The organism is Shewanella sp. 10N.286.51.B8, from assembly GCF_041469325.1.
Lineage (GTDB): Bacteria > Pseudomonadota > Gammaproteobacteria > Enterobacterales > Shewanellaceae > Shewanella.
In genome coordinates, this window is the sequence record NZ_JBFRKG010000007.1 from 13,459 (window position 1) to 34,494 (window position 21,036).

The window sequence follows — 21,036 nt, forward strand, 5'->3', positions numbered from 1 at the left end:
ATTCTTATTGTTTTATGGTGTTTTGAGTTTTGATGTTTTTGTTACAAAACGCCAATTAGTTTCATTGCCAGCAGCAGGAGATGTCGGGATGTTTAATGCCAATATTAACGAGCATATAGCAAAGCCGACTCCAATCATAAATACCCATTGAGGCGAGCTTAACCATAATATGCCTAACAGTGCCGGAATAATCACTGCGGCAATATGATTAATGGTAAAGCTTACCGACATACTAGCGGCAATATCTTTAGGATCGGCAATTTTTTGAAAGTAGGTTTTCATGGCGATAGCCATAGCAAATAATAGATGGTCAATAACATACAAGGCTGCGGCTATGGTGGCGTGCTCAACGACGGCGTAGCTAGCAAAAACAATAATTAAACCAGCATACTCAATCACTAAGGCATTACGTTCACCTATGCGACTAATAAAGCGGCCAATGGCTGGTGCAAATAGTAAATTAACCACGTAATTAATTAAAAACAGTGAGGTGATTTGAGTCACTGAATAGCCAAATTTTTCCACCATCATGAAACCAGCGAAGACCATAAAGATTTGTCTTCTGGCGCCTGATAAAAAAGTGAGTGCGTAGTAAAGCCAGTAACGTTGTCTAAAGATAAGCTTTTTGTGCTGCGGCTCAGCAATAGGGAAATGTGGGTAATACAGACTCATTATAACGACCGCAATTAAGCCTAAGCCGCCAATGATAGCGTACATCCACACGTAGTCGAGTTTTAGCCAAGTCATAACCAGCCAAATACTGCCATAACCCAGTAAAGCTGCTGCAGAGCGCCATGCTAATGCCTTACCTAAAAACTCAGCAGTTTTAGTTTTATCAACCCATTGCAGCGTTAATGATTGATTAACAGTTTCAAAATAATGAAAGCCAATCGACATTAACACCGTGGTGATATAAAGCCCTAATACACTAGGAAAAAAGCCAGTAATGGCAATGCCAATAGCCAACACCGCCAGTGACAATAGCGCGAAGGTTTGCTCTCTTATCAGCAATAAAACAAAAATTGCGGTAAAGGCTAAAAAGCCCGGCACCTCGCGTAAACTTTGCAGTAGGCCAATTTCTGCTCCAGTAAATGCCGCCTTCTCGATAACAAAGTTATTGAGTAAGGCTTGCCACACAGCAAATACCATCGACATGATAAAGGTCATCCACAATAACAATTGCTGTGGATTTTTGTCTGAAACTGCGGGCATTACGGTCACTTTTTCTTGTCTGTCAATATTAACCTCATAGTTACATAGATAGCCTTTGATCGCTAAGTGTAAATTTGATGTAAACGAAGTTGCGAAAATAAATGTAAATTCTAATGTAAATGATTCTTATTTAATATACTGTGTCGATGTATTAACAAAAGGCACGCAATTATTGTGGAGAATGAGATGAGCAAAAAGTTAACACTGTTGGCAGTATCGATAGCAAGTGTGATTGGTTTTGGGGCTACAGCCAATGTCAGTGCTGCAACTTCAGCTGATGATTTGGCAAAAGCAATTGCGAAACAAGAAGCTGAAATCGCAACATTAAAACTTGAATTACAGCAGCTTGCACAGCAACAGTCACAGCAGTTAGCATCTCAAAAACAGATTGAGGTGACTCAAGAGCAACAAGGTAACGCTGTAAAAGATGTCAGTAACACTGTTTCAACTGCAGCAGAACGTTACAGTAAATTCTCATTCAAATCCTACGGCTCAGCTAACTTCACTAGCGATGAGTATTTTGAAAATGTGCAAGATACCTCACCTGAAAGACGAAATCGTTTTGACCTTGAACGTATTGTTACCGAGTTTGGCTACCAGTTCACTGACGAATGGAGCATGGAGGTTGAAATAGAATACGAGCACGGCGGTACTGGTGCTGCACTAGAATATGATGGTTTTGATGAGTTTGGCGAGTTTGAAACTGAAACAGAAGCGGGTGGTGAAGTCGTCGTTGAGAAGGCTGAAATACGTTACCGACCTAGTGATGCGTTCGGGGTTAAATTCGGTAACATTCATTTGCCTATTGGTCTTTCAAGCACTTTACATAAACCGAATCAATATCTCACTGTGCTGCGCCACAAAAGTGAAGCTGCGATGATACCAGCTGTGTGGAATGAAAACGGTATTGGTGTTTACGGTGAACTTGCAGATTTTCATTATCAAGCACAAGTTGTCAGCGGCCTTAATTCTGAGTATTTCAGAACATATGATTGGGTTGCTTCAGGGCATCAGAAACGTTTTGAGCATGTTAACGCTGATGATTTAGCCTTTGCTGGCCGTATCGACTATGGCAACTTTAAAACCGGCAGTGCAATTGGTGTGTCTTATTATTATGGCAATACCAGCGGTAACCGTAACAAAAGTAATAAATTAAATGTTGATGGCACATTGAGCATTGTGACAGCTGCAGCGGCTTTTGTTGAAGGCCCTTGGGTGCTTCGTGGTCAATATATGTATGGCACGTTAAGTGATGCCGATGCCATTACTCTTGCAAACAAAACCACCCCAGGTTTACAGCCAGGTAACTTCGCCCAGTTAGGCTCTAAGTCGCAATCATTTTTTGTTGAAGCTGGCTTTAAGTTAGATGAATACATCGATGTTCCCTTAACTGTTTTTGCCAATATTGATTACTCAAACCCATTAATGGAAGTAGAAAGCGGTACTGCTACCCAGCGTTATGAAAATACCTGGAGCAGTATTGGGGTTAACTATTTCCCTATTCCAGAGATTGTGATTAAAGCTGAAGGTGGCCTGCAGCAAGTGGCTGTAGCCAGTATTCCAGATACTAACTTTTTTGCCCTCGGTGTGGGTTATCAGTTCTCGCTTTAACAGCAGCAGATTTTAGCTAGTTTAATTTTAAGAAAAATACTGACCATCTTCAGTAAAAAATATTATCGATTAAAATGGAGTATTACATGAATTTTAAGTACACAGCAATTGCATTCGCACTAGTAGGAACCCTGTCAGCATGTGGTGGTTCAGGCTCAGAGATTGAAGAAGTTATAGCACCACTACTACCAGAAACAGGGTTTACTTTTTCAGCAACAGAGTTGGTCACCAATTTAACTGATGATGTCATTGTTGCTGGTTATGCCAATCTAGCTGCACAAGGCGTTGCCTTGTTATCTGCGACGCAAGTATTGTTAAATTCTACATCTCAAGCTGACTTAACAGCAGCGCAAGATGCATGGAAAGCCGCTCGTAAACCATGGGAACAAGGTGAGTCACATATCTTTGGTCCTGTAGATTCATTAAGTATTGATCCACATTTAGATAGCTGGCCGTTAAACACCACTGACTTACAAACCCAATTAGCTAACAATAGTGGTTTTGATGCTGAGACTATTAAAAGCTGGAACGATGATGTTCAAGGTTTTCATACCATGGAATATTTATTATTTGGTGATGGCGTAGATGACAATACGAAATTAATTGCAGAATTAACGACGGCTGAACGTGAATATGTCATTGCATTGGCTGAAGTATTTCGCGACTACACAGCGCAGTTAGATGATGCATGGCAGGTTTCTCATAACCCACAAGATACCAATGCACTGCCTTATGCAGATTTATTAAAAACGCCTGGCTCTGCTAATAATACCGTTTATTCATCAGAACTTGCGGTTATTGAAGAATTAATTAACGGCATGATTGGTATTGTTGATGAAGTGGGTAATGGCAAAATTGCTGATCCATTTGGTGACTCATTAGCCACAGCTGACACCTCAAAAGTTGAGTCGCAATACTCTTGGAATTCATTGACCGATTTTGCTGACAACATCCAAGGTGTTCGTAATGTTTACCATGGTGAGTTCACCGGTAGTGCAGATAAGCAAGGCATTATTGACTTTGTCGCCGCAGCAGACAGTGCACTTTCAATTCGTATATCAAGTGAAATTGATGATGCTATTTTGAAAATTCAAGCCATTGCCGGTAGTGACGATATGCCATTTCGCCAAGCCATTTTAGATGAATCTGGCCGTGAACGTGTTGCGACTGCTGTCACTGCATTAACTAAGCTGCAAACCTCGTTAGAGTCTGACGTAATCCCATTATTATCAGACTGGAATGCGCAATAATTTAAAGCATTGTTAAGTGCTGTGACTAATTGAAACTGCTCTACCTTGTCATAGGTAGAGCCATTCTTTAAGTGCACAGCCTTACTTTAATTATAACTTCAGTTATAAAAGCTCAGTTTTATAAAGCTCAGATTTAAAAGCATCGATATAAAAACACAGATAAAAGCTGACCAATAGAGTATGGCATGTCTGTCTTCGTTCAAATCTTAAATTATCTGCGTATTAGATAATGACTTCAGAGTGTGAAAATGATGAATAAGAACCCCAAATTATCCATATTATCTCTATCGCTAGCGAGCACCATTTTATTGTCGGCCTGTGGTGGTAGCGGCGATGAAGAGCCCAGTACAACGCCTCCAATTGATACACCACCAACAGTTATTTACCCAAACTTTACCGATATTAGTGCTTCAGGCGGTGATACCACCACATTTGATGCCGGTAATTCTGGTCATGGGTTTTCAACCCCAGCGCCCAATTTATCAGCTGAAAACCTTGAACTTCACCTTGAAGGTGATGCCAATTTTGAAATGTCATTTACAACCGCACCTAACACTGCACACCCAGAGCTAGATGGCCTAGGTCCAGTATTCAATAATGCTGATTGTAATTCTTGTCATCAACGAGATGGTCGTAATTCAACGCCATATTTAGCGGCGGATGAAACGCGGGTTAAACTGGGTTCTGATGCAGGTATTTTCTTACGAATTAGTAAAGCGCCCGCTGAAGAGTGTGTAACCCCGACAGCTGAAAATGATTACTGCGCGCCAATAGCAGTGCCTGATTTTGGTGGACAATTATTTCATCGCGGCGTGCTAAAAGCCCGTGCTGATTGGGAAGATAATGCCTTTGGTGGTCAAGCTGATGTGTATTTGTCATACGAGAAAACCACGGTTACTTATGCTGATGGTCGTGAAGTTGTCTTAAAGAAACCCATTTTTGAAGTCGAAAATCCTTATGATGCACCAAGTGAAACTAAGCACAGTGCCAATGTGACATCAAATCTACTGCAAGATGATGTGCTTATGGGCTGGCGTAATGGCATGCCGGTGTTTGGCTTAGGCTTATTAGAAGCAATTCCTGAAGCTGACATTCTAGCTAACGCAGATGCTGACGATGCCAATAATGATGGTATTTCAGGGCGTCCAAACTGGGTATTTGATGCGATAAAAGCGCAGAATGGCGCTGAAAAGCCTGTGTCAATGGGACGTTTTGGTTGGAAAGCGAATACGCCAAGTGTCAGAGTGCAGTCATTAGGCGCTTTACGTGGTGATATTGGTATTACTAATCCGCTGTTCCCTAATGAAAGTATTGTTGGAACAAGTTTGCATGACTCTTACTTAACTCGTACAGGTTTTGTTGATATTGGCAGCGATGAGAATGGTGCCCCAGAAGCTGATGCCGCATTTAGTGATGCTGTGGTTTTTTACGCCGAAACATTAGCGGTACCCGCGAGACGTAATGTCACTGATGATAACGTTCGCGAGGGGGCAAGACTATTTGAACAGGTTAACTGTACTGGTTGTCATATGGCTAGCTTTACCACCCAAACTGCAGGCGATATCGGTGGCTTACCTATGCCTGACTCGCTAAAAGGACAAGTAATTTATCCGTTTACAGATATGTTACTGCATGACATGGGTGAAGAACTTGCTGATGGTCGCCCTGACTTTCTTGCTAACGGTAATGAGTGGAAAACCCGTCCATTATGGGGGCTTGGTTTAACACACACAGTAAACCCACAGGCTGGTTTTTTACATGATGGCCGCGCAGCAACCGTAGAAGAGGCTATTTTATGGCATGGCGGCGAAGCTAAAAATAGCAAAGATGAGTTTATGGCATTATCACAAGCTGAACGAGATCAGCTGGTGGCATTTTTGATGTCTTTATAAATCTCTTGCTAGTATTGATTCGCTGACAACATTATTCAGTGGGCGTAAGTTCAATTATTGATGTGACATAATGATAATTGCTAAGTGGATGAACCGTAAGGTTTATCCACTTTTTTGTGAGCTAGTCAAAAGTCCTGATTATTAATAGGCGTTGCGACTGATTTGTCGTGATCTGATCCATGTAATTGTTGCGGCATTTCAATTAAGATGAAGTTAATGACAGATAACACTTTTTAAAATTGAGGTTAACGTGAGTAGCATTTTAATTATTTATTCAACGGTTCACGGTCAAACCCGTAAGATTTGCGATTACATGCAGCAAAAGCTCATCGCTAAAGGCAACACAGTCACCTTAGCAGCGCTGCAAGATAAGCCTGATATCAGTGCATTTGATAAAGTATTTATTGGTGCCAGTATCCGCCATGGTAAGCACCGCCCAGCACTCTATCAATTTGCTGCCGACAATAAAGCAGTCCTTGATAGTAAACCCAATGGTTTTTTCTCTGTGAGTTTAGTTGCTAGGAAACCGGGTAAAAACACCCCAGACACCAATATGTATATGCAAGCTTTTTTAAAGCAAAGTGACTGGCAACCTAAAGTACTGGAAGTGTTTGGTGGTAATTTAGATTATCAAGGTTATGGCCCAATGGATCGTAATATTATTCGCTTTATCATGTGGATGACCAAAGGGCCTACGGATCCTAATACCCAAGTTGAGTACACCGACTGGGAAAAAGTAGATGCCTATGTAGACCAAATTCATAGCGCTTAACGAGCTTAAGACTGAGAATAAGTTAAGTGCTTATCATTGCAAAAGGAAGGTAAATTCATGAGTCAAAAGTCATCTGCTTTGGTTAGTGCTATTGCCGAAAAACTGCATGTCATTGTGATAACCCTAAGCGTATTTTTGGTGGTAACTAGCCCATGGATCCTAATCGGTCGGCAATTAAGAGCCAATGCCAGTATTTGGGACAGTTTGCATGTGTATCTAGGCTTAGTGGCAGCTATATTTGGTTTGTTATTTATGCTGAAGAATCTGTTAAATGGCCACTGGCGTCAGTTCTTTCCGTGGTTAAGATTAGACTTTTCCCAATGTGTAGATGAAGTTAAACAGTTAAAAAAGGGCACTTTACCGAGCTCTGGAGGCAAAGGTATCTTCAGTATTGTTGAAGGAATAGGGCTGATTTTAATGGCGCTAGTGAGTATTACCGGCATCGCATGGTTTGCCACTCAAGGTAGCAGTGATGCATTAATGTGGCGTAAATACCACATTCTTTTTGCCCAAGGCTTTGTGGGTTTCTTGATGGTACATATCGTGTTTGCCATGTTTCATATTATTGATATGGTGAGAAATTCTTAGTCATTAATTCAATCTATATACCATTGGCTAGTGACAATTTTACGTTATAACAAACCTAAAAAAGCCCAAGCATGATTATCATGATTGGGCTTTTTAATACGCTAAAGATTGTACTTAGACAATGATTCTTTGTAGCTTATTTCTTTTCTAATGCTAAGTAATTCATCACGTCAATTAGATCGCCAAGAGTACGCATTTCATTCATGTTGATAGCATACTTATCGTTAACGATGAAAGTCGGTACGCTTTGAACGCGGTACATGATTTGCTGTTGGCGCCATTGAGACAATTTCTTATCTGTAGCTTCGCTGTCAGCAATCTTGTCATAAGCGGCGCTATCGATACCGTGAGCTGCAAACACTTGTTTGATATCGTCACGATTGTTGATTTCAGGCTCGTCATGGCTATGACCTGGAGCACTGTGGTCGTGGTGTCCACCTTCGCCTTGAATCGCTTGGAACATGGCTTTATTTAATACATCCGCATTACCCACTTCATGAATAACGGCTAAGGCGCGCATGACTTCAGTACCAATATCACTGTTCATAAAGTCAACGTGCTTTGTTTCAAAGTTAATCTCTTTATTCAAGTTACCTTTAATTTCTGGCAGGTACTGGGTTTCCATGTTGTAACAGTTATGGCAGTAAAAAGAGAAAAATTCAGAAATCTTAGGTTCACTTGATGCTGGTGCATCAGAAACTTGAGTGTAATGTTGACCTTCAACAAACCTAGATGGAGTTACAGCAGTTTTTTCAACAGTTTCTACAGCCGTTTTAACAGCAGTTTTTTCTGTAGTTGTAACCGTTGTATCAGCAGGTTTGCCACAGCCCGTTAGGGTTAATGTGAATGCAGCAACAGCCAGCGTGAATGCAATATGTTTAATCTTTACCATGTATGCCTCGACAAAGTGGGGTGATGTTGGCGATATATCGCGAGAGATAATTAAGCTTACGCAACTTAAATAACTCAAGCAACTTAAGCACTTGCTTAATTGCCATAAAGTTAGCTGCGATTATGACTGAATCCGTTAGCAGTGTCAGTGTTAAAACTGTGATGGCCTAGTGCTTTTTAGTAAAAAGCACTGCAATTTAAACTAGCTTTTATAACGACTCAGTACGCAGAATTTGCCAAGCTTCACAAACTTGCCGAAATCGCTCACTGTCGTCACTATTGTCTCTTTGCCACTTTTGTCACTTTTGTCACTATAGCCCGCTTAATTGTGACTATTTACACTGGCACTTTGATGAGTGGCAGTTGAGACTTATTATATTTTGGTGATTTTATACCAAGTCGTCATTGTGCGGTTTGAGGCTTATTTGATAAATATTTCTCTTCCTCACAGACAAGTTACCTATAATTGGTATAAAATCCGCCGCAATAAAATAATAGGGGCCTTATCCAATGACAGAGAAACATTATATTAGCGCACAGCAGTTGCTTGAAGACTCATTCAAATTAGCAGCACAAGTGTACGATAGTGGCTTTAGACCGCAATTTATTGTGGGGATTTGGCGTGGCGGTGCTCCAATCGGTATTGCAGTGCAAGAATTTTATGATTTTAAGAATGTTGAAACCGATCATATCGCAGTAAGAACGTCATCTTATTACGGTATTGGCACTGATAAGCAAAGCAAGAAAATCAAAGTTCATGGCCTACATTACATCATTGAAAATGCAAATGCTGACGATGGGCTATTAATTGTGGATGATGTATTTGATTCTGGCCGCAGTGTTGATGCATTAATTGATAAATTGCAAAAATTTATGCGCAAAAATATCCCGACAGATATTCGAGTGGCTTGTCCTTATTACAAACCAAAAAATACCGCAGTTGATTTAAAGCCGGATTATTTTATCCATGAGTCTGAAGAATGGCTTGTTTTTCCTCATGAAGTGTCAGGTTTAAACCCGCAAGAAATCGCTGAAGGTAAAACAGATTTTAAGAATATTCAGCATTTGTTTAAGTAAAAGCATCGATATTGGTTATTTTTTGCTAAACTAGCAGCTCAACAGTGCGTCAAGAGAGTGCCTGACACGTGGTTATTGTCCGTGTTTAATTCACCTTCTTGATGCATTTTTTATTATTACCCTGAAAAGATACTGCCCATTATGAGCTCTGTTGAGATATTTTCCCCACAACAAACCACTGATAAGCCTATAGATACTCAATCTCTAGGTTCTCAATCTCTAGCGAGCAAGTCGCAAGAGAAAAAGCAGCTTGAACTACTGGCACCCGCTAAAAATGCTGATTACGGCATTGAAGCTATTCGTCATGGTGCTGATGCTGTATATATTGGCGGACCTGCATTTGGTGCACGCCATAATGCCGGTAATAGTGTGGAAGACATTGCCAGACTGGCAGAGTTTGCTCATCGTTATCATGCTCAAGTGTTTGTAGCGTTAAATACCATTTTAATGGATGACGAAATTGCCAAAGCGCAGGCACTTATTTGGGAATTATACGAAGCAGGTGTGGATGCATTAATCATCCAAGATATGGGCTTGTTGCAGTTAGATTTACCGCCAATTGCACTGCACGCGAGTACCCAAATGGATAATCGCACCCCAGAAAAAGCAGTGTTTTTAGAACAGGTCGGTTTTTCACAGGTGGTATTAGCCCGTGAGCTGAATTTACCGCAAATTAAAGAAATTGCAGCCAGTACGCAACTTAAGCTTGAGTACTTTGTTCATGGCGCATTGTGCGTCAGTTATAGCGGCTTATGTAATATCAGTCATGCGTTTTCTAATCGCAGTGCTAACCGTGGTGAATGTTCACAAATGTGCCGTTTGCCTTGCGATTTATCCACCCGTGATGGTGAAGTGTTAGCTGAAAATCAGCATTTGTTGTCATTAAAAGACAACAACCAAACTGAGAATTTAGAAGCATTAATTGATGCAGGCGTAACATCATTTAAAGTGGAAGGCCGTTTAAAAGATATTAGTTATCTTAAAAACGTCACCGCCCATTATCGCCAGCAGTTAGATGCGATTATTGATCGCCGCAGCGATCTTGAGTCAATGTCTCATGGTCGAAGCGAATTTACTTTTACGCCAGATCCTGAAAAAAGCTTTAACCGCGGTAAGACAGATTACTTTATTAATCAACGTACTGAGCAAATTGAGCATTTTAGCTCGCCAAAGTACATTGGTGAAAAAGTGGGGGTTATCACCAGTGTTGGCCGCGATTTTATTAAAGTCGATAGCAGTAAAGCGGGTAAAGCCGTTGAGTTTAATAACGGTGATGGCTTGTGCTTCTTTATTGATGGTTATCAAAAGCAGCGTTTATCTGATAACAAAACCAAAGGCTTAAGGGTTAACCGCGCTGATGGTAATACTTTATATCTGACCGATGTGTCGAAAGACTTAAAAGTCGGTGTGGAGTTATTTAGAAACTTCGATCATCAATTTGATGCTTTGCTATCAAAAGACTCTGCTAGCCGTAACATTGCGGTTGATATGGTATTGGCTGATACGCCGCAAGGCATTTCACTGACCATCAGTGACAAGCATGCCCATAGCGTTACAGTAGAGCTTGAGTGGGCAAAAGAGCCGGCGAAAGATTACGCTAAAGCAGATGCAAGCCTGCGAACGCAGCTCGGCAAACTGGGTAACAGTGACTATCAGTTACAGCAGTTAACGATTGAATGTGCTAATCGTTGGTTTTTACCAGCGTCAGTGATTAATGGTTTAAGGCGAGATGCCATTGCAGCCTTTGATGACGCCAGAGTAAAAGGCTACCAGCGACCACAGCGAGCTGAGCATGATAAGTCAGCGCGTTTCCCGCAAAAGTATTTAAGTTTTTTATCTAATGTTGCAAACGATAAGTCTCGTGAATTTTATGAGCAACACGGTGTGGTTCAAATTGAAGACACTTACGAGAAAAACAAACTATTAACCGATGCACCATTAATGGTGACTAAGCATTGCTTACGTTACAGCTTTAATTTATGCCCTAAAGAAGTTGAAGGCATTAAAGCTGACCCAATGGTGCTCGATATTGGCAAAGACCGCTTAAAGCTGGTTTTCGATTGCCTAAAATGTGAAATGATGATCGTTGGATCAAATCAATTAGTAAAGTAATCAGGTGATGTCATCTTATTACTCAATAACCATTATCACGCGCGATGCGTGGCGATAAATTTGTAGGAAAAAGCCCAAAATGACTAAAGCAAAAAAATATGATTTTAGAGTAAAACAAGTTGGTACAACTTGGAAAACTGAAATCACTCGTCGTATGACTGCAACTAAGACTATTGTGTCTAAAAGTCATGACGGATTTGCATCAGAAGCCGAGGCTGAAGCTTGGGGTAAGCAAGAGCTTCCCGCTTTTTTAACCACGCAAGCTGAACGCAATAAACGTAAAACAGAAAAACAACTTAAGGCTAAATCAATTGCAGATGCAATTGCTGCAGAAGCATTAACCGATGAAGCAGATGCATTATCAGATGATGCTAAGCAAATAGATGCTGCCGATAGCGCAGATGTTGTTGAAGATTAAGCGTTAAAACATTACAGTAATGCAACAACTTGGTGACAAGGTTTGCCGTATTTATTTTTGAATAAACCAAACTTCACCTTTCAGCACCAATACCAAGGACGAATTAGGTATGAAAGCTTGCTTTACGACAATAATATTTTCAGGGCTGTTGTTATTAGGCCCTGGAAATAAAGTAATGGCCAAAGAGTCACAGTCTTACCTCAATAGCACCACCAATCAATCAGCAGATGCAACTAACGCTGCAAAAAGAGAGTTATCAATATTTTCCAAAAGTGTGTCTTTTGAGCTGCCTATTGGCTGGAATATGGCATTTAATTCTAGCAAAGGGAATATGTATAAAGCTGAGTTTGTTCCTGCTGGGGAAAGTTTAAATAATTGGTCTGATTTATTCTGTATTCAAGGCTTTGAGGGCTTGGCAGAAAATATCGAGCCTGAGCGATTTTTAAATAATTTTGCTAGCACCTACCAAGACAGCTGCCAAGGTGAGGTGGTTTATGAGCAACTTGGAAAAACCCAGATGGGTGGTCAAGAAGCGTATCACGGCATTATCGGCTGTACCGTTATGGCTAACTTTTTACAGCAAGGTGGCTCAGTTAAACAGCAAGGTGAAATAGGTTATTACGCCGTAATTAAAGGCGTTGAAGACTTGTACTTTATGCATAAGTCTATGCGCGGCGATGTTTTTAATAAAAACTCAGCGCCATTAAAATCGACCAATCATCGTCAATTTATGTCGAATTTTAAGCAGTTACGATTCTAGAAATTTTCTTTTTATCAATAATTGGTTTATCAACAATCCGCTTATCAGTAAGCGAGCTATTAATGAGTAATCATATTATTCAGACTATTTTTCAATAAGTTGAATAATATGATTGATTCATTTTCGTTATATCAAAAATCCCCATAAGCACGTTATACTATATCAGCTTGTTATATGGCTGCTTTAAGTCGTAGCAATCAAAAATTTATATAATTTATCGTCAATTTATAGTGGTGCCTGTGTATGACACGGGATAATCGGGAAACTAGTGAAAATCTAGTACTGCCCCCGCAACGGTAATGGTGAGGACTGAGTGCGATAAAGCTTGTAGCTGTGAAATTTTAGCTGCTATTTAACGTTAAAAATTCATGTTCGTCAGTAGCTTTGCTACTTTAACCTAAGTCCGGAGACCGGCCCTATAGATGATTTTGAGATTTCGGTGGGCAGATCTCGAAATGTAGCTCGTTGCTTGTAAATAATCATGGCTTATCGCTAACAGATAAATTTACGAGTACGATGCGCTGCGGCAAATATGCCCCATTTTTCCTTTCAGGAGTTAAAGGTAAATGGGTACAAATCTAACAAAAATCGCATCAGCATTAAGCCTAGTATTTGGTCTAGCTGCTTCAACAACCTCAGTTGTTTACGCTGACACCACAACAGACAATTCTGCCAATGCAGAGGTTGAAAAAATTGTGGTTATTGGTCGTCAAGATGCAAATCCTCTTAATATTGCAGCGAATGTAAATGTGATCGACCAAGCTGATATTCAGCTTAGTGGTGCGGTGAGCTTAACGGAGTTATTACGTTCTCAAGCGGGTATTCAAGTGTCTGATAACAACTCAGGTACGACTTTTGCCATGCGCGGTTTTTCAGCGTCTCAAGCCGCCAGCAATACCTTAATTTTGATTGATGGTCGCCGCTTAAACAATATTGATATTGCGGCTCCTAGCATTAATGCAGTGCCGTTAAATCAAGTTGAGCGGGTGGAAATATTATCAGGTAGTGCTGGGGTACTTTATGGCGATCAAGCTGTTGGCGGGGTGATTAACATCATCACTAAAGCGCCTAATAAAGACGGCGGCGGACTGCAATTAAGTGCTGGCAGCTTTGATACTTATGAAGCTAAAGGGGATATTTCAGGCAAAATTAATGACGCTTGGCATTATTACTTGGCCGGCAGTTACAATCAAAGTGATAACTATCGCGATAATAACGACAGTGAAACCGGCTCAATTCTAGGCCGTTTGCAATATCAAACTGATTTACAAAATTTCTTTGTTGAAGCCAGCTACTTCGATAATGATCGCCAGGCCCCTGGTGCGCTAACACTGGAGCAGTATCTGCAAGATCCAACTCAGGCCGCACCTTTTACCGATGATGATTATGTTCATGAAATGACCACAGCGCTGCGCAGTGGCTATGAGTACCAATTAACTAAAGAATGGGCTTTGGCCACTGATTTAACTTACTCTGATACTCTAACCACTAACTTTATTTGGGGCAGTGCTGGGCGTATCGAGCGAAGTTTATTAAGCTTTTCACCCAAAGCCACAGCAAATTATCAGCTAGATAATGGTGATTTAGACATTATTGCTGGGGTTGATTTAAGTATCGGTGAGGCCGATTTTGATACTGCTTACATTCAACGTAATAATGAACAGAAAGTGACCAGTGCTTATGTGCAAGCCTCAGTGCCATTAACGCAGTCATTATCCTATGTAGTTGGTGGGCGTTACAGTGAAGTGACAGATGACTTAACAGATCAATTATCATACGCAAATGGTGTTGAGCTTGATAATGATGCCCATGCATTTGAGTTAGGGTTAAATTATCGTCCAAGCCTTGCGCATCGTTTTTATATTCGCGCCAATGATAATTTCCGTTTTGCCAAAGTGGATGAGCAAGCCTATACCCCAATTACCACCCTTGGTCTTGATCCACAAACCGGCCGCTCATATGAAGCAGGTTGGGACTGGACCACTACAACACAAACCTTCAAATTAAACCTTTACCGTTTAGATTTGGAAGATGAAATTGTATATGACGCAGGGCGCACTGATGGTCCACAGGGCGGCGGTGCTAACGTTAATGCTGATGCTTCAACTCGTTTTGGCGTTAATGCCGCTTATGATGTGCAAATCGCTGCAGATTGGTTGCTGGGCGCATCATATGATTACATTGATGCTGAATTTACCGAAGGCGAGAACGAAGGCAAGGCGCTTTCTTGGGTTGCGGAGCATAATGCCCGTGCGTATGTGAGTTATGATATTGCCCAACAGTGGCAGGTTTTTGCTGAAGGTATTTATACTGGCGAGCGCTTTATTGAAGGTGATAATGCCAATGTTGACCCTAAGTTATCCAGTTATGTATTAGCTAACTTAGCCATTAACTATACCCGTAATGAGTGGAGTGCCAGTTTACGTGCTGACAACTTGTTAGATAAGCAATATGTCAGTGCTGGCTATTATGTTCCTGAGGAATGGGGCGGCAGCGGTTATTACTCGGGTAATGGTCGCTCAATTCGCTTAACCTTAGGTTATCGTTTTTAAAATCCCTTTGTAATGAACTAACAGATAATAAGCGAAGCGTCTGATTTTTAGACGATAATAACTTGTTATCTAGCTAATTACACTGAAGATACTAAAGCCGACAAAGCACTTGTCGGCTTTTTGTCTTAATCAGCATTAATCACTTGACCTTTGTAGGGTTTCTATGGATAAATTCGTTAATCGAGAACGAAGAATTATACAGGGAAGCATCGCTTTATGACCTACCTTGAGCAGCAGGTACTCACTCAAGTAAAAGCTATTATTGGCAACGAAGAACAAGTCATTGGGCGCCGTGGTATTTTGATCCCTTTAAAAAAGGCCTTAATTAATGAAGCAGATATCCGCATTATTATCGATATCATTGCCAGCGATCCCGCGCTTGCCGCTCATTTACTTTGGCGCAGTAATACCGCTCAAGCTGGTGGCGTAATCGCGACAAAAAATCGCAGTATAAAAGATGCGCTTATCCGTTTAGGCCAAGTCAATATTTACCGCTATAGCTTCTCATTTTATCTAAAAGAACGCTTAGATGAATTACCTGAACCATATTGTAAATTAGTTAAGGGCTATTGGGCGCTTACTGAAAATATCGCTACCGATGCAGTGCATTATTTACGTGAGCTTGAAGACAATAAACAAGCTATAGATATTGATGCAGATGAACTGCAAACCTTGGCGCTATTTAGTGTATTTGGTCAAGTGATTACCTTAAGTGCGTTTGCATTTTTAAATGCCGCCTCAGAAAAGCCCATAGCATTACAGGTGATAAAAAAGCTCATTGATACCCAGCAGCAAAGTTTATCTATAGAAGCATTTGAGGCTCTTGGGTTAGATGATGAGTTACGGAATGAATTTATGGTGGCCCATAATATTAACCAAACGAGCAATGTAAACTCTGCAGGCTTAGTGCTTAGAGCTGTGCTGAGCAAACGTAATGTATTGATAAACCCAATTAATGAATCTAATTAATGAAGCTAGTATAGCGAGTTGATTTAATCCCATGACATAAAAAATGCCACCTTAATCGTGGCATTTTTTATGGATTTTTCACAACTTGTTTATGCACATTCTAAGAGCGATTGGTGCTTTTGACTTAATCTTTGTAACTTTAGCCCTTCAGCAGCCACTAAGGTTAGCCATTTTTGAATTAAATGGGTATTGGATGTATTAAGGCGGTAGGCTGCAAATAACGGCCTTTTTAAGCCTTCGCTGCCAAGTTTTACAGAACTTAAGTTAAGTCCATGGCCTTCATTAATTGACCAGCTTGGCAGCGCCGCTACGCCATCATTACAAGCAATACGTTGAAGCAGCATCGCTGTTAAGTCACATTGCTTTTGTTCACCCACCTCAACACCAGCAGGTTCTAAAAAGTGCTTATAAATATCAAGGCGCTGCAATGGAACAGGGTAAGTGATCAGTGTTTGCTTGGCGAGCTGCTCAGGTTTAATGAATGGCTGTTTTGCTAGAGGATGCTCATTTGAAACGACTAACTTCACTTCAAAATCAAACAAATGTTGATAGGCAAGTGCATGCCCTGGTACTGGATCTGAAGTGAGTACAATATCCAACTCACCAAGCGCTAAGGCATTTAATGAATCAAATAAATGACGGCTAGATAAATCAATACGGCCATCTGGTGCGATTTGTTTAAAGGCCTCGGTCACCGGCATTAACCAGCGAAAGCAGCTATGGCATTCAATCCCCAATTTTAAAGATTGCGCCTCTCCATCAAGGCCTTTTTTCAGATCTGATTCTGTCACCATCACTTTAGGGAGAATTTCCTCCGCCAAATTAAGTAGTCGAGTGCCTTCTTGAGTAAAAGATAATGGTTTGCTCTTTCGAATAAAAATAGACGAATTAATGCGTGTTTCTAATTCTTTTATTTGATGAGATAGCGCTGATTGAGTTACGAAGCGTTTTTTCGCAGCACCAGCAAGGCTACCACTTTCTTTAAGTGCCATCAGAGTTCGAAGGTGTCTCAGCTCTATCATATAATCCTCACATGAATTTTGCTCAACTTACGGGTGAAATCAATTCGGTTGCTTGTATCAAGACTATCACAACAAACTTCTAGACGTCCAGACGCCTGTGTAATTTATTTACGAAAATGTAGTCTCATTGTTAACTTTTGTGATTGTTTTGACGTGAAAATTACAGCTTTTGATTTTATAAAAAGTGACTTTAATAAGTGATCACTAGTTTAAAGGTCATTGAGAGAGGGCTTTTTGAGGTTTTTAATCTGCGACTACGCAGTTTTGCTAGGCTTATCTATACTCAGACTGGTATTGCTTTACTGAATTTCTATGTTGATTGAGTTTAAAATGACTGGAGTCACAAATGAGCCACACTTATAAAATTATTGAGTTAACAGGATCGTCACCTATCAGCTCTGATGATGCGATAAAAAATGCAATTGCAGCAGCTAATGAATCGCTTAAACATTTACGTTGGTTTCAGGTTGTTGAGACCAGAGGTCACCTAGAAGAAGGTTTAATTGCTCACTGGCAAGTCACTATTAAAGTCGGTTTTACTTTAGATCAGAAATCACCTCATTGAAGACGTGGTGTCTGAAAGATGACAATAAGTAAAAGGTTTAAGCGTCTCTAGGTAAGCCTTTTTCAACACTGCGGATCACTCGCAAGGTTTTACGGCTTAAATGACTTTTAGGCGCCGTTTTTGTTTTATCGTCAGGGGTTAAATCTTGCTGTTTAAGTGCTTGTTGCGCTAGTGCCCAATCAATATGTTCTATGACCATTTCATCGACTTCATCGCTACATCTGCGTAGGTTAAGCGCATCAATAATTTGCTGATTAAACGGCGCGTTACCTAAGGCAATCGCAATGTTTCTTAACCAGCTTTTATGGCCAATTCGACGTATAGGGCTGCCTTCTGTAAGTGATAGAAATTGCTTTTCAGTCCAAGTAAACAAGCTTAGTAAATCAGGTTGGATCAGTTGTTTACGAATATGAAAATCAGTTTGCTGAGTTAGCGGCGCTTTACTGTTAACAGGGCACACTAATTGGCAATCATCACAACCATAAATGCGATTGCCAATGGCTTGGCGAAATTCTTCAGGTATCACGCCTTGTAATTCAATGGTGAGGTAAGAGATACAGCGGCGACCATCGACGACATTGTTGTCTAATATGGCATTAGTCGGGCATGATTTTATGCAGGCTACGCAGCTATTACAGCTTTGGTGGATAGGAATATCTACAGGCAAAGGTAAGTTAATTAACACTTCGCCTAAAAAGAACCAACTGCCAGCCTCAGGGTTTAGTAATAATGAATGTTTACCTGTCCAGCCAAGACCTGCTTTTTCCGCTAATGGCCGTTCAAGGATTGGGGCAGAGTCCACAAACGGTCTGAAATCAATGCCATCAAGCCCTAAGTTATGGCAGTGTGACACGATTTTATCACCGAGTTTTTTAAGCTGTTTACGAATCAGTTTATGGTAATCTCTGCCGCCTGCATAACGAGAAATATAACCTAAGTTTGGGTCTGATAAATTAGTGGCAAAGCCCGCTTGTGGCGGTAAATAGTCCATTCTGGTGCTGAGTACGCGAACGGTACCTGGGTGAAGCTCATGGGGGCGAGCGCGCATCATGCCGTGGCTGGCCATATAGCCCATTTCCCCGTGATAACCATTATCGAGCCATTGTTGTAACTTGCTCTCTTCGCTTTTTAAATCGGTATCGGTGATCCCAAGCTGAGAAAACCCTAATTCAAACGCCCAGCTCTTTATTAAGTAAGCTAACTCCGCCATCTCAGTGGCTGAAAGCTTATGCGCTAATGGCTGTAATAGTCCTGAGGGGGTTGTGGCAGACTCCTTTTCCCTAGCATTAAGCGCTGTATTAGTATTAGCCGCTGGATTAGCATTAGGAGGTATATTTGAATTAGGCATGATGACAGCTATTTACGCTAGGTTAGTGATCCACTGTTTTATTATAACCTCTGTGAGTCATCATGGTAGTACGATAGCTGATTTCGGCCATTTCTTTTGGCTTGGTAAAGCGCCATGTCTGATTTTTTTATCAGTTCAGATAATGTTTGTTCATCATAATAAGTGCTCACCCCAGCACTGATGGTGACCTTTAGCTCGGGGTTAATTGCTGAGAAATCATGACTTGATACGTCCTCGATGATCGCTTGTGTTAGTGATATCGCAGCAGTGGAGCGAATTTGCGGTAATAACACTAAGAACTCTTCACCACCTACTCTACCAATGACTGCGTTTGCTGGTAATTTGCTAGTACAGATCTCTGCTAATGTTTTAAGGACAGTATCACCAGCGTCATGACCATAGGTGTCATTTACTTGCTTAAAATGATCGACATCAAAAGACACAATAGCCAAAGTTTGCTGATTGATTAAGGCATTATTAAATAATTGATTTGCCTGTTGATACAAGGCAAGGCGGTTTGGCAACTGGGTTAGTAAATCGGTCAATGCTAACTGTTTAAATTGTTTCGACTTCTTGTTTGAGTAGAGAGTAAATATAAACAGTAATATTAATGACGCACCGCCCAGTATTAGTGCAATAATTTGTAATCTTTTATTGTCTTGTTGGGTGACTAACTGTTGCTCTTTCAGTAATTGGAATGCGATCAATTTAGCATTTTCAGCTTCAATTTTTTCACTATCAAACTTGACTAGCATTTCAGTGCTGCTTTGATTTTCCATCGCCTTATCAATTAGCTGATGTATCTCATACAGGCTAATTTGTGCGTCATAGGCTTGCTGCCAATCTTGTAAGGATTCATATATCTCTATTTTTGATTTGAGTAGCATTTCATGGCCGCGCTTATTGTGATTGCGCTCAAACCCTGCGGTGGCCTTGTCTAAGTAAGGTATTGCTTGCTCTTCGAGCCCTAACCCATGTTTAGCTTGGGCAAAGAACAATTGCATAAAACTATAATGAGTATCTACATTAGGGCCGATGACATCTTCATATTCCTTGAGATAATCAAGGGCGAGTTGATATTTGCCTAGTTCAATAAGTGGGTAAGACATATCTACAGCTACCCGTGCAGGGTATGTAGGGTCGGTATAGATAGTCTGAAAATAGTCCAATACGGTTAAATAGTGGTCGGCAGCTTTTTGGTATTGGCGTAAATCTTCATAGGCATAGGCCATGTCCATTTTTACCATCATGGCTAAATCAAGCTGGTTGCTCTTGGTAAAGGCTTGCTCAAGCTGGAGATAATATTTTAGGGCGGTGTCCGTTTCGCCCATACGGCGATAAGTGACCGCTAAATCTAGTAGGCTGAGGTGCTGTCTAGTGGGTAAATCAAACTCTTTATACAGCTCATGAGCCAATAATAAGTTTTTCAGCGCCATCGCGAAATCAGCGGTATAGGAGGCGATTTGACCAAGCTGTGAATAGGCATCAGCCATTAAGCGGCGATTGTTAATCCCTTCTGCTGCTAACAAACTTTCACGAATAAGGGCATTTGCCGCTGAGGTATCGCCGCGGTAACGCATGATAGTTGCTTCACAGAGCTTTAACTCTATTCGAGTGCTTGCTGGCATTGCTGGATAAGTTTTTAAGGTATCAATAATGAACTGATCGGCTAATTTATTTTCATCGCCATGGAAAACATTATGACTAAGACACTGTTTAGGCAGTAACAAGTAAGTGCGTTCGATATCTTCTACATCGAGCAAGCTTTCAAGGTCTTTAACCATTTTCGGAAAACTAGGATCGTTAATATCGGTTTGATCGGCGGCGTTAAAGAGTGTATCAAACTCAGGGTTTTCTATTTTGGCAAAGCTTGAGAAACTCATACTGAGCATAGCTAAACCTAAGCTAATAATGAGCAATGGCTTACGAACTAGCATTTGGATAAACAGGTTTTTATTAATGCCGTGAAAAAGGCTTTTTTGATTGCCGCTGTGCAT

At 40.8% G+C, this 21,036-nt stretch carries 17 protein-coding genes and 1 riboswitch; of the genes, 12 read left to right on the forward strand and 5 right to left on the reverse strand.

Annotated elements, in window-relative coordinates; translation table 11 throughout:
• Positions 1–12 precede the first annotated feature (12 nt).
• Complete coding sequence (locus AB4160_RS02875; RefSeq protein ID WP_372003563.1) at positions 13–1,212, reverse strand: MFS transporter; 1,200 nt, start codon at positions 1,210–1,212, stop codon at positions 13–15.
• A gap of 186 nt (positions 1,213–1,398) precedes the next feature.
• Here AB4160_RS02875 and AB4160_RS02880 point away from each other — a divergent pair, with 186 nt between their 5' ends.
• From AB4160_RS02880 to AB4160_RS02900, 5 genes are all read left to right on the forward strand, one after another.
• Positions 1,399–2,823 carry a hypothetical protein gene (locus AB4160_RS02880; RefSeq protein WP_372003565.1) on the forward strand — a complete coding sequence of 475 codons (1,425 nt, stop codon included), beginning with the start codon at positions 1,399–1,401 and terminating at the stop codon, positions 2,821–2,823.
• 86 nt (positions 2,824–2,909) lie between these two features.
• Positions 2,910–4,073: an imelysin family protein gene (locus AB4160_RS02885; protein ID WP_372003566.1), complete on the forward strand. Its 1,164-nt coding sequence runs from the start codon at positions 2,910–2,912 to the stop codon at positions 4,071–4,073.
• A 248-nt stretch (positions 4,074–4,321) separates the two neighbouring features.
• Positions 4,322–5,965: a di-heme oxidoredictase family protein gene (locus tag AB4160_RS02890; protein ID WP_372003567.1), complete on the forward strand. Its 1,644-nt coding sequence runs from the start codon at positions 4,322–4,324 to the stop codon at positions 5,963–5,965.
• Positions 5,966–6,215: 250 nt separating this feature from the next.
• On the forward strand, positions 6,216–6,737 hold the full coding sequence (hemG, locus tag AB4160_RS02895) for a menaquinone-dependent protoporphyrinogen IX dehydrogenase (protein WP_102476280.1): 522 nt from the start codon (positions 6,216–6,218) through the stop codon (positions 6,735–6,737).
• Positions 6,738–6,794: 57 nt separating this feature from the next.
• Positions 6,795–7,325 carry a cytochrome b/b6 domain-containing protein gene (locus AB4160_RS02900; protein ID WP_303445725.1) on the forward strand — a complete coding sequence of 177 codons (531 nt, stop codon included), beginning with the start codon at positions 6,795–6,797 and terminating at the stop codon, positions 7,323–7,325.
• 136 nt (positions 7,326–7,461) lie between these two features.
• Here the strand turns inward: AB4160_RS02900 and AB4160_RS02905 are convergent, their stop codons facing one another.
• Positions 7,462–8,217, reverse strand: coding sequence for a thiol:disulfide interchange protein DsbA/DsbL (locus AB4160_RS02905; RefSeq protein ID WP_372003570.1), 756 nt, complete (start codon positions 8,215–8,217; stop codon positions 7,462–7,464).
• A 509-nt stretch (positions 8,218–8,726) separates the two neighbouring features.
• On the opposite strand from AB4160_RS02905, the gene AB4160_RS02910 reads away from it, so the two are divergent.
• The 6 genes from AB4160_RS02910 to AB4160_RS02935 all read left to right on the forward strand — a co-directional run bounded on the left by AB4160_RS02910 (position 8,727) and on the right by AB4160_RS02935 (position 16,104).
• Positions 8,727–9,293: a phosphoribosyltransferase gene (locus AB4160_RS02910; RefSeq protein WP_076541549.1), complete on the forward strand. Its 567-nt coding sequence runs from the start codon at positions 8,727–8,729 to the stop codon at positions 9,291–9,293.
• Positions 9,294–9,434: 141 nt separating this feature from the next.
• Positions 9,435–11,405: a U32 family peptidase gene (locus AB4160_RS02915; protein WP_371999561.1), complete on the forward strand. Its 1,971-nt coding sequence runs from the start codon at positions 9,435–9,437 to the stop codon at positions 11,403–11,405.
• Positions 11,406–11,484: 79 nt separating this feature from the next.
• Complete coding sequence (locus tag AB4160_RS02920) at positions 11,485–11,823, forward strand: DUF3622 domain-containing protein (RefSeq protein ID WP_102440458.1); 339 nt, start codon at positions 11,485–11,487, stop codon at positions 11,821–11,823.
• A 175-nt stretch (positions 11,824–11,998) separates the two neighbouring features.
• A complete protein-coding gene (locus AB4160_RS02925; RefSeq protein ID WP_133126429.1) occupies positions 11,999–12,583 on the forward strand; it encodes a hypothetical protein in 585 nt (194 codons plus the stop codon).
• Between the two features lie 214 nt (positions 12,584–12,797).
• A riboswitch (cobalamin riboswitch) is annotated at positions 12,798–13,017 on the forward strand.
• Positions 13,018–13,149: 132 nt separating this feature from the next.
• On the forward strand, positions 13,150–15,135 hold the full coding sequence (locus tag AB4160_RS02930; protein ID WP_102476284.1) for a TonB-dependent receptor: 1,986 nt from the start codon (positions 13,150–13,152) through the stop codon (positions 15,133–15,135).
• 216 nt (positions 15,136–15,351) lie between these two features.
• A complete protein-coding gene (locus AB4160_RS02935; RefSeq protein ID WP_102476285.1) occupies positions 15,352–16,104 on the forward strand; it encodes an HDOD domain-containing protein in 753 nt (250 codons plus the stop codon).
• An 89-nt stretch (positions 16,105–16,193) separates the two neighbouring features.
• On the opposite strand, the gene AB4160_RS02940 is transcribed toward AB4160_RS02935, so the two are convergent.
• Positions 16,194–17,126 (reverse strand): LysR family transcriptional regulator, encoded by a 933-nt coding sequence (locus AB4160_RS02940; protein ID WP_102440462.1) that lies wholly within the window; start codon positions 17,124–17,126, stop codon positions 16,194–16,196.
• 346 nt (positions 17,127–17,472) lie between these two features.
• Between AB4160_RS02940 and AB4160_RS02945 the strand changes: the two genes are divergently transcribed.
• Complete coding sequence (locus AB4160_RS02945; RefSeq protein WP_076541563.1) at positions 17,473–17,691, forward strand: dodecin; 219 nt, start codon at positions 17,473–17,475, stop codon at positions 17,689–17,691.
• Between the two features lie 37 nt (positions 17,692–17,728).
• Here the strand turns inward: AB4160_RS02945 and queG are convergent, their stop codons facing one another.
• Positions 17,729–18,901 carry a tRNA epoxyqueuosine(34) reductase QueG gene (gene queG / locus AB4160_RS02950; protein WP_372003662.1) on the reverse strand — a complete coding sequence of 391 codons (1,173 nt, stop codon included), beginning with the start codon at positions 18,899–18,901 and terminating at the stop codon, positions 17,729–17,731.
• 179 nt (positions 18,902–19,080) lie between these two features.
• Positions 19,081–21,036 carry a tetratricopeptide repeat-containing diguanylate cyclase gene (locus AB4160_RS02955; protein ID WP_303461869.1) on the reverse strand — a complete coding sequence of 652 codons (1,956 nt, stop codon included), beginning with the start codon at positions 21,034–21,036 and terminating at the stop codon, positions 19,081–19,083.

Excerpts from the sequence above, each read along its gene's own strand:
- AB4160_RS02935 (WP_102476285.1), top strand. The coding sequence starts at position 15,352 with ATGACCTACCTTGAGCAGCAGGTACTCACTCAAGTAAAAGCTATTATT.
- AB4160_RS02915 (WP_371999561.1), top strand. The coding sequence starts at position 9,435 with ATGAGCTCTGTTGAGATATTTTCCCCACAACAAACCACTGATAAGCCT.
- AB4160_RS02930 (WP_102476284.1), top strand. The coding sequence starts at position 13,150 with ATGGGTACAAATCTAACAAAAATCGCATCAGCATTAAGCCTAGTATTT.
- AB4160_RS02890 (WP_372003567.1), top strand. The coding sequence starts at position 4,322 with ATGATGAATAAGAACCCCAAATTATCCATATTATCTCTATCGCTAGCG.
- AB4160_RS02945 (WP_076541563.1), top strand. The coding sequence starts at position 17,473 with ATGAGCCACACTTATAAAATTATTGAGTTAACAGGATCGTCACCTATC.
- AB4160_RS02955 (WP_303461869.1), bottom strand. The coding sequence starts at position 21,036 with ATGCACAGCGGCAATCAAAAAAGCCTTTTTCACGGCATTAATAAAAAC.
- AB4160_RS02875 (WP_372003563.1), bottom strand. The coding sequence starts at position 1,212 with ATGCCCGCAGTTTCAGACAAAAATCCACAGCAATTGTTATTGTGGATG.
- AB4160_RS02925 (WP_133126429.1), top strand. The coding sequence starts at position 11,999 with ATGGCCAAAGAGTCACAGTCTTACCTCAATAGCACCACCAATCAATCA.
- AB4160_RS02885 (WP_372003566.1), top strand. The coding sequence starts at position 2,910 with ATGAATTTTAAGTACACAGCAATTGCATTCGCACTAGTAGGAACCCTG.
- AB4160_RS02880 (WP_372003565.1), top strand. The coding sequence starts at position 1,399 with ATGAGCAAAAAGTTAACACTGTTGGCAGTATCGATAGCAAGTGTGATT.
- AB4160_RS02910 (WP_076541549.1), top strand. The coding sequence starts at position 8,727 with ATGACAGAGAAACATTATATTAGCGCACAGCAGTTGCTTGAAGACTCA.
- AB4160_RS02920 (WP_102440458.1), top strand. The coding sequence starts at position 11,485 with ATGACTAAAGCAAAAAAATATGATTTTAGAGTAAAACAAGTTGGTACA.
- queG (WP_372003662.1), bottom strand. The coding sequence starts at position 18,901 with ATGGCGGAGTTAGCTTACTTAATAAAGAGCTGGGCGTTTGAATTAGGG.
- AB4160_RS02905 (WP_372003570.1), bottom strand. The coding sequence starts at position 8,217 with ATGGTAAAGATTAAACATATTGCATTCACGCTGGCTGTTGCTGCATTC.
- AB4160_RS02900 (WP_303445725.1), top strand. The coding sequence starts at position 6,795 with ATGAGTCAAAAGTCATCTGCTTTGGTTAGTGCTATTGCCGAAAAACTG.
- AB4160_RS02940 (WP_102440462.1), bottom strand. The coding sequence starts at position 17,126 with ATGATAGAGCTGAGACACCTTCGAACTCTGATGGCACTTAAAGAAAGT.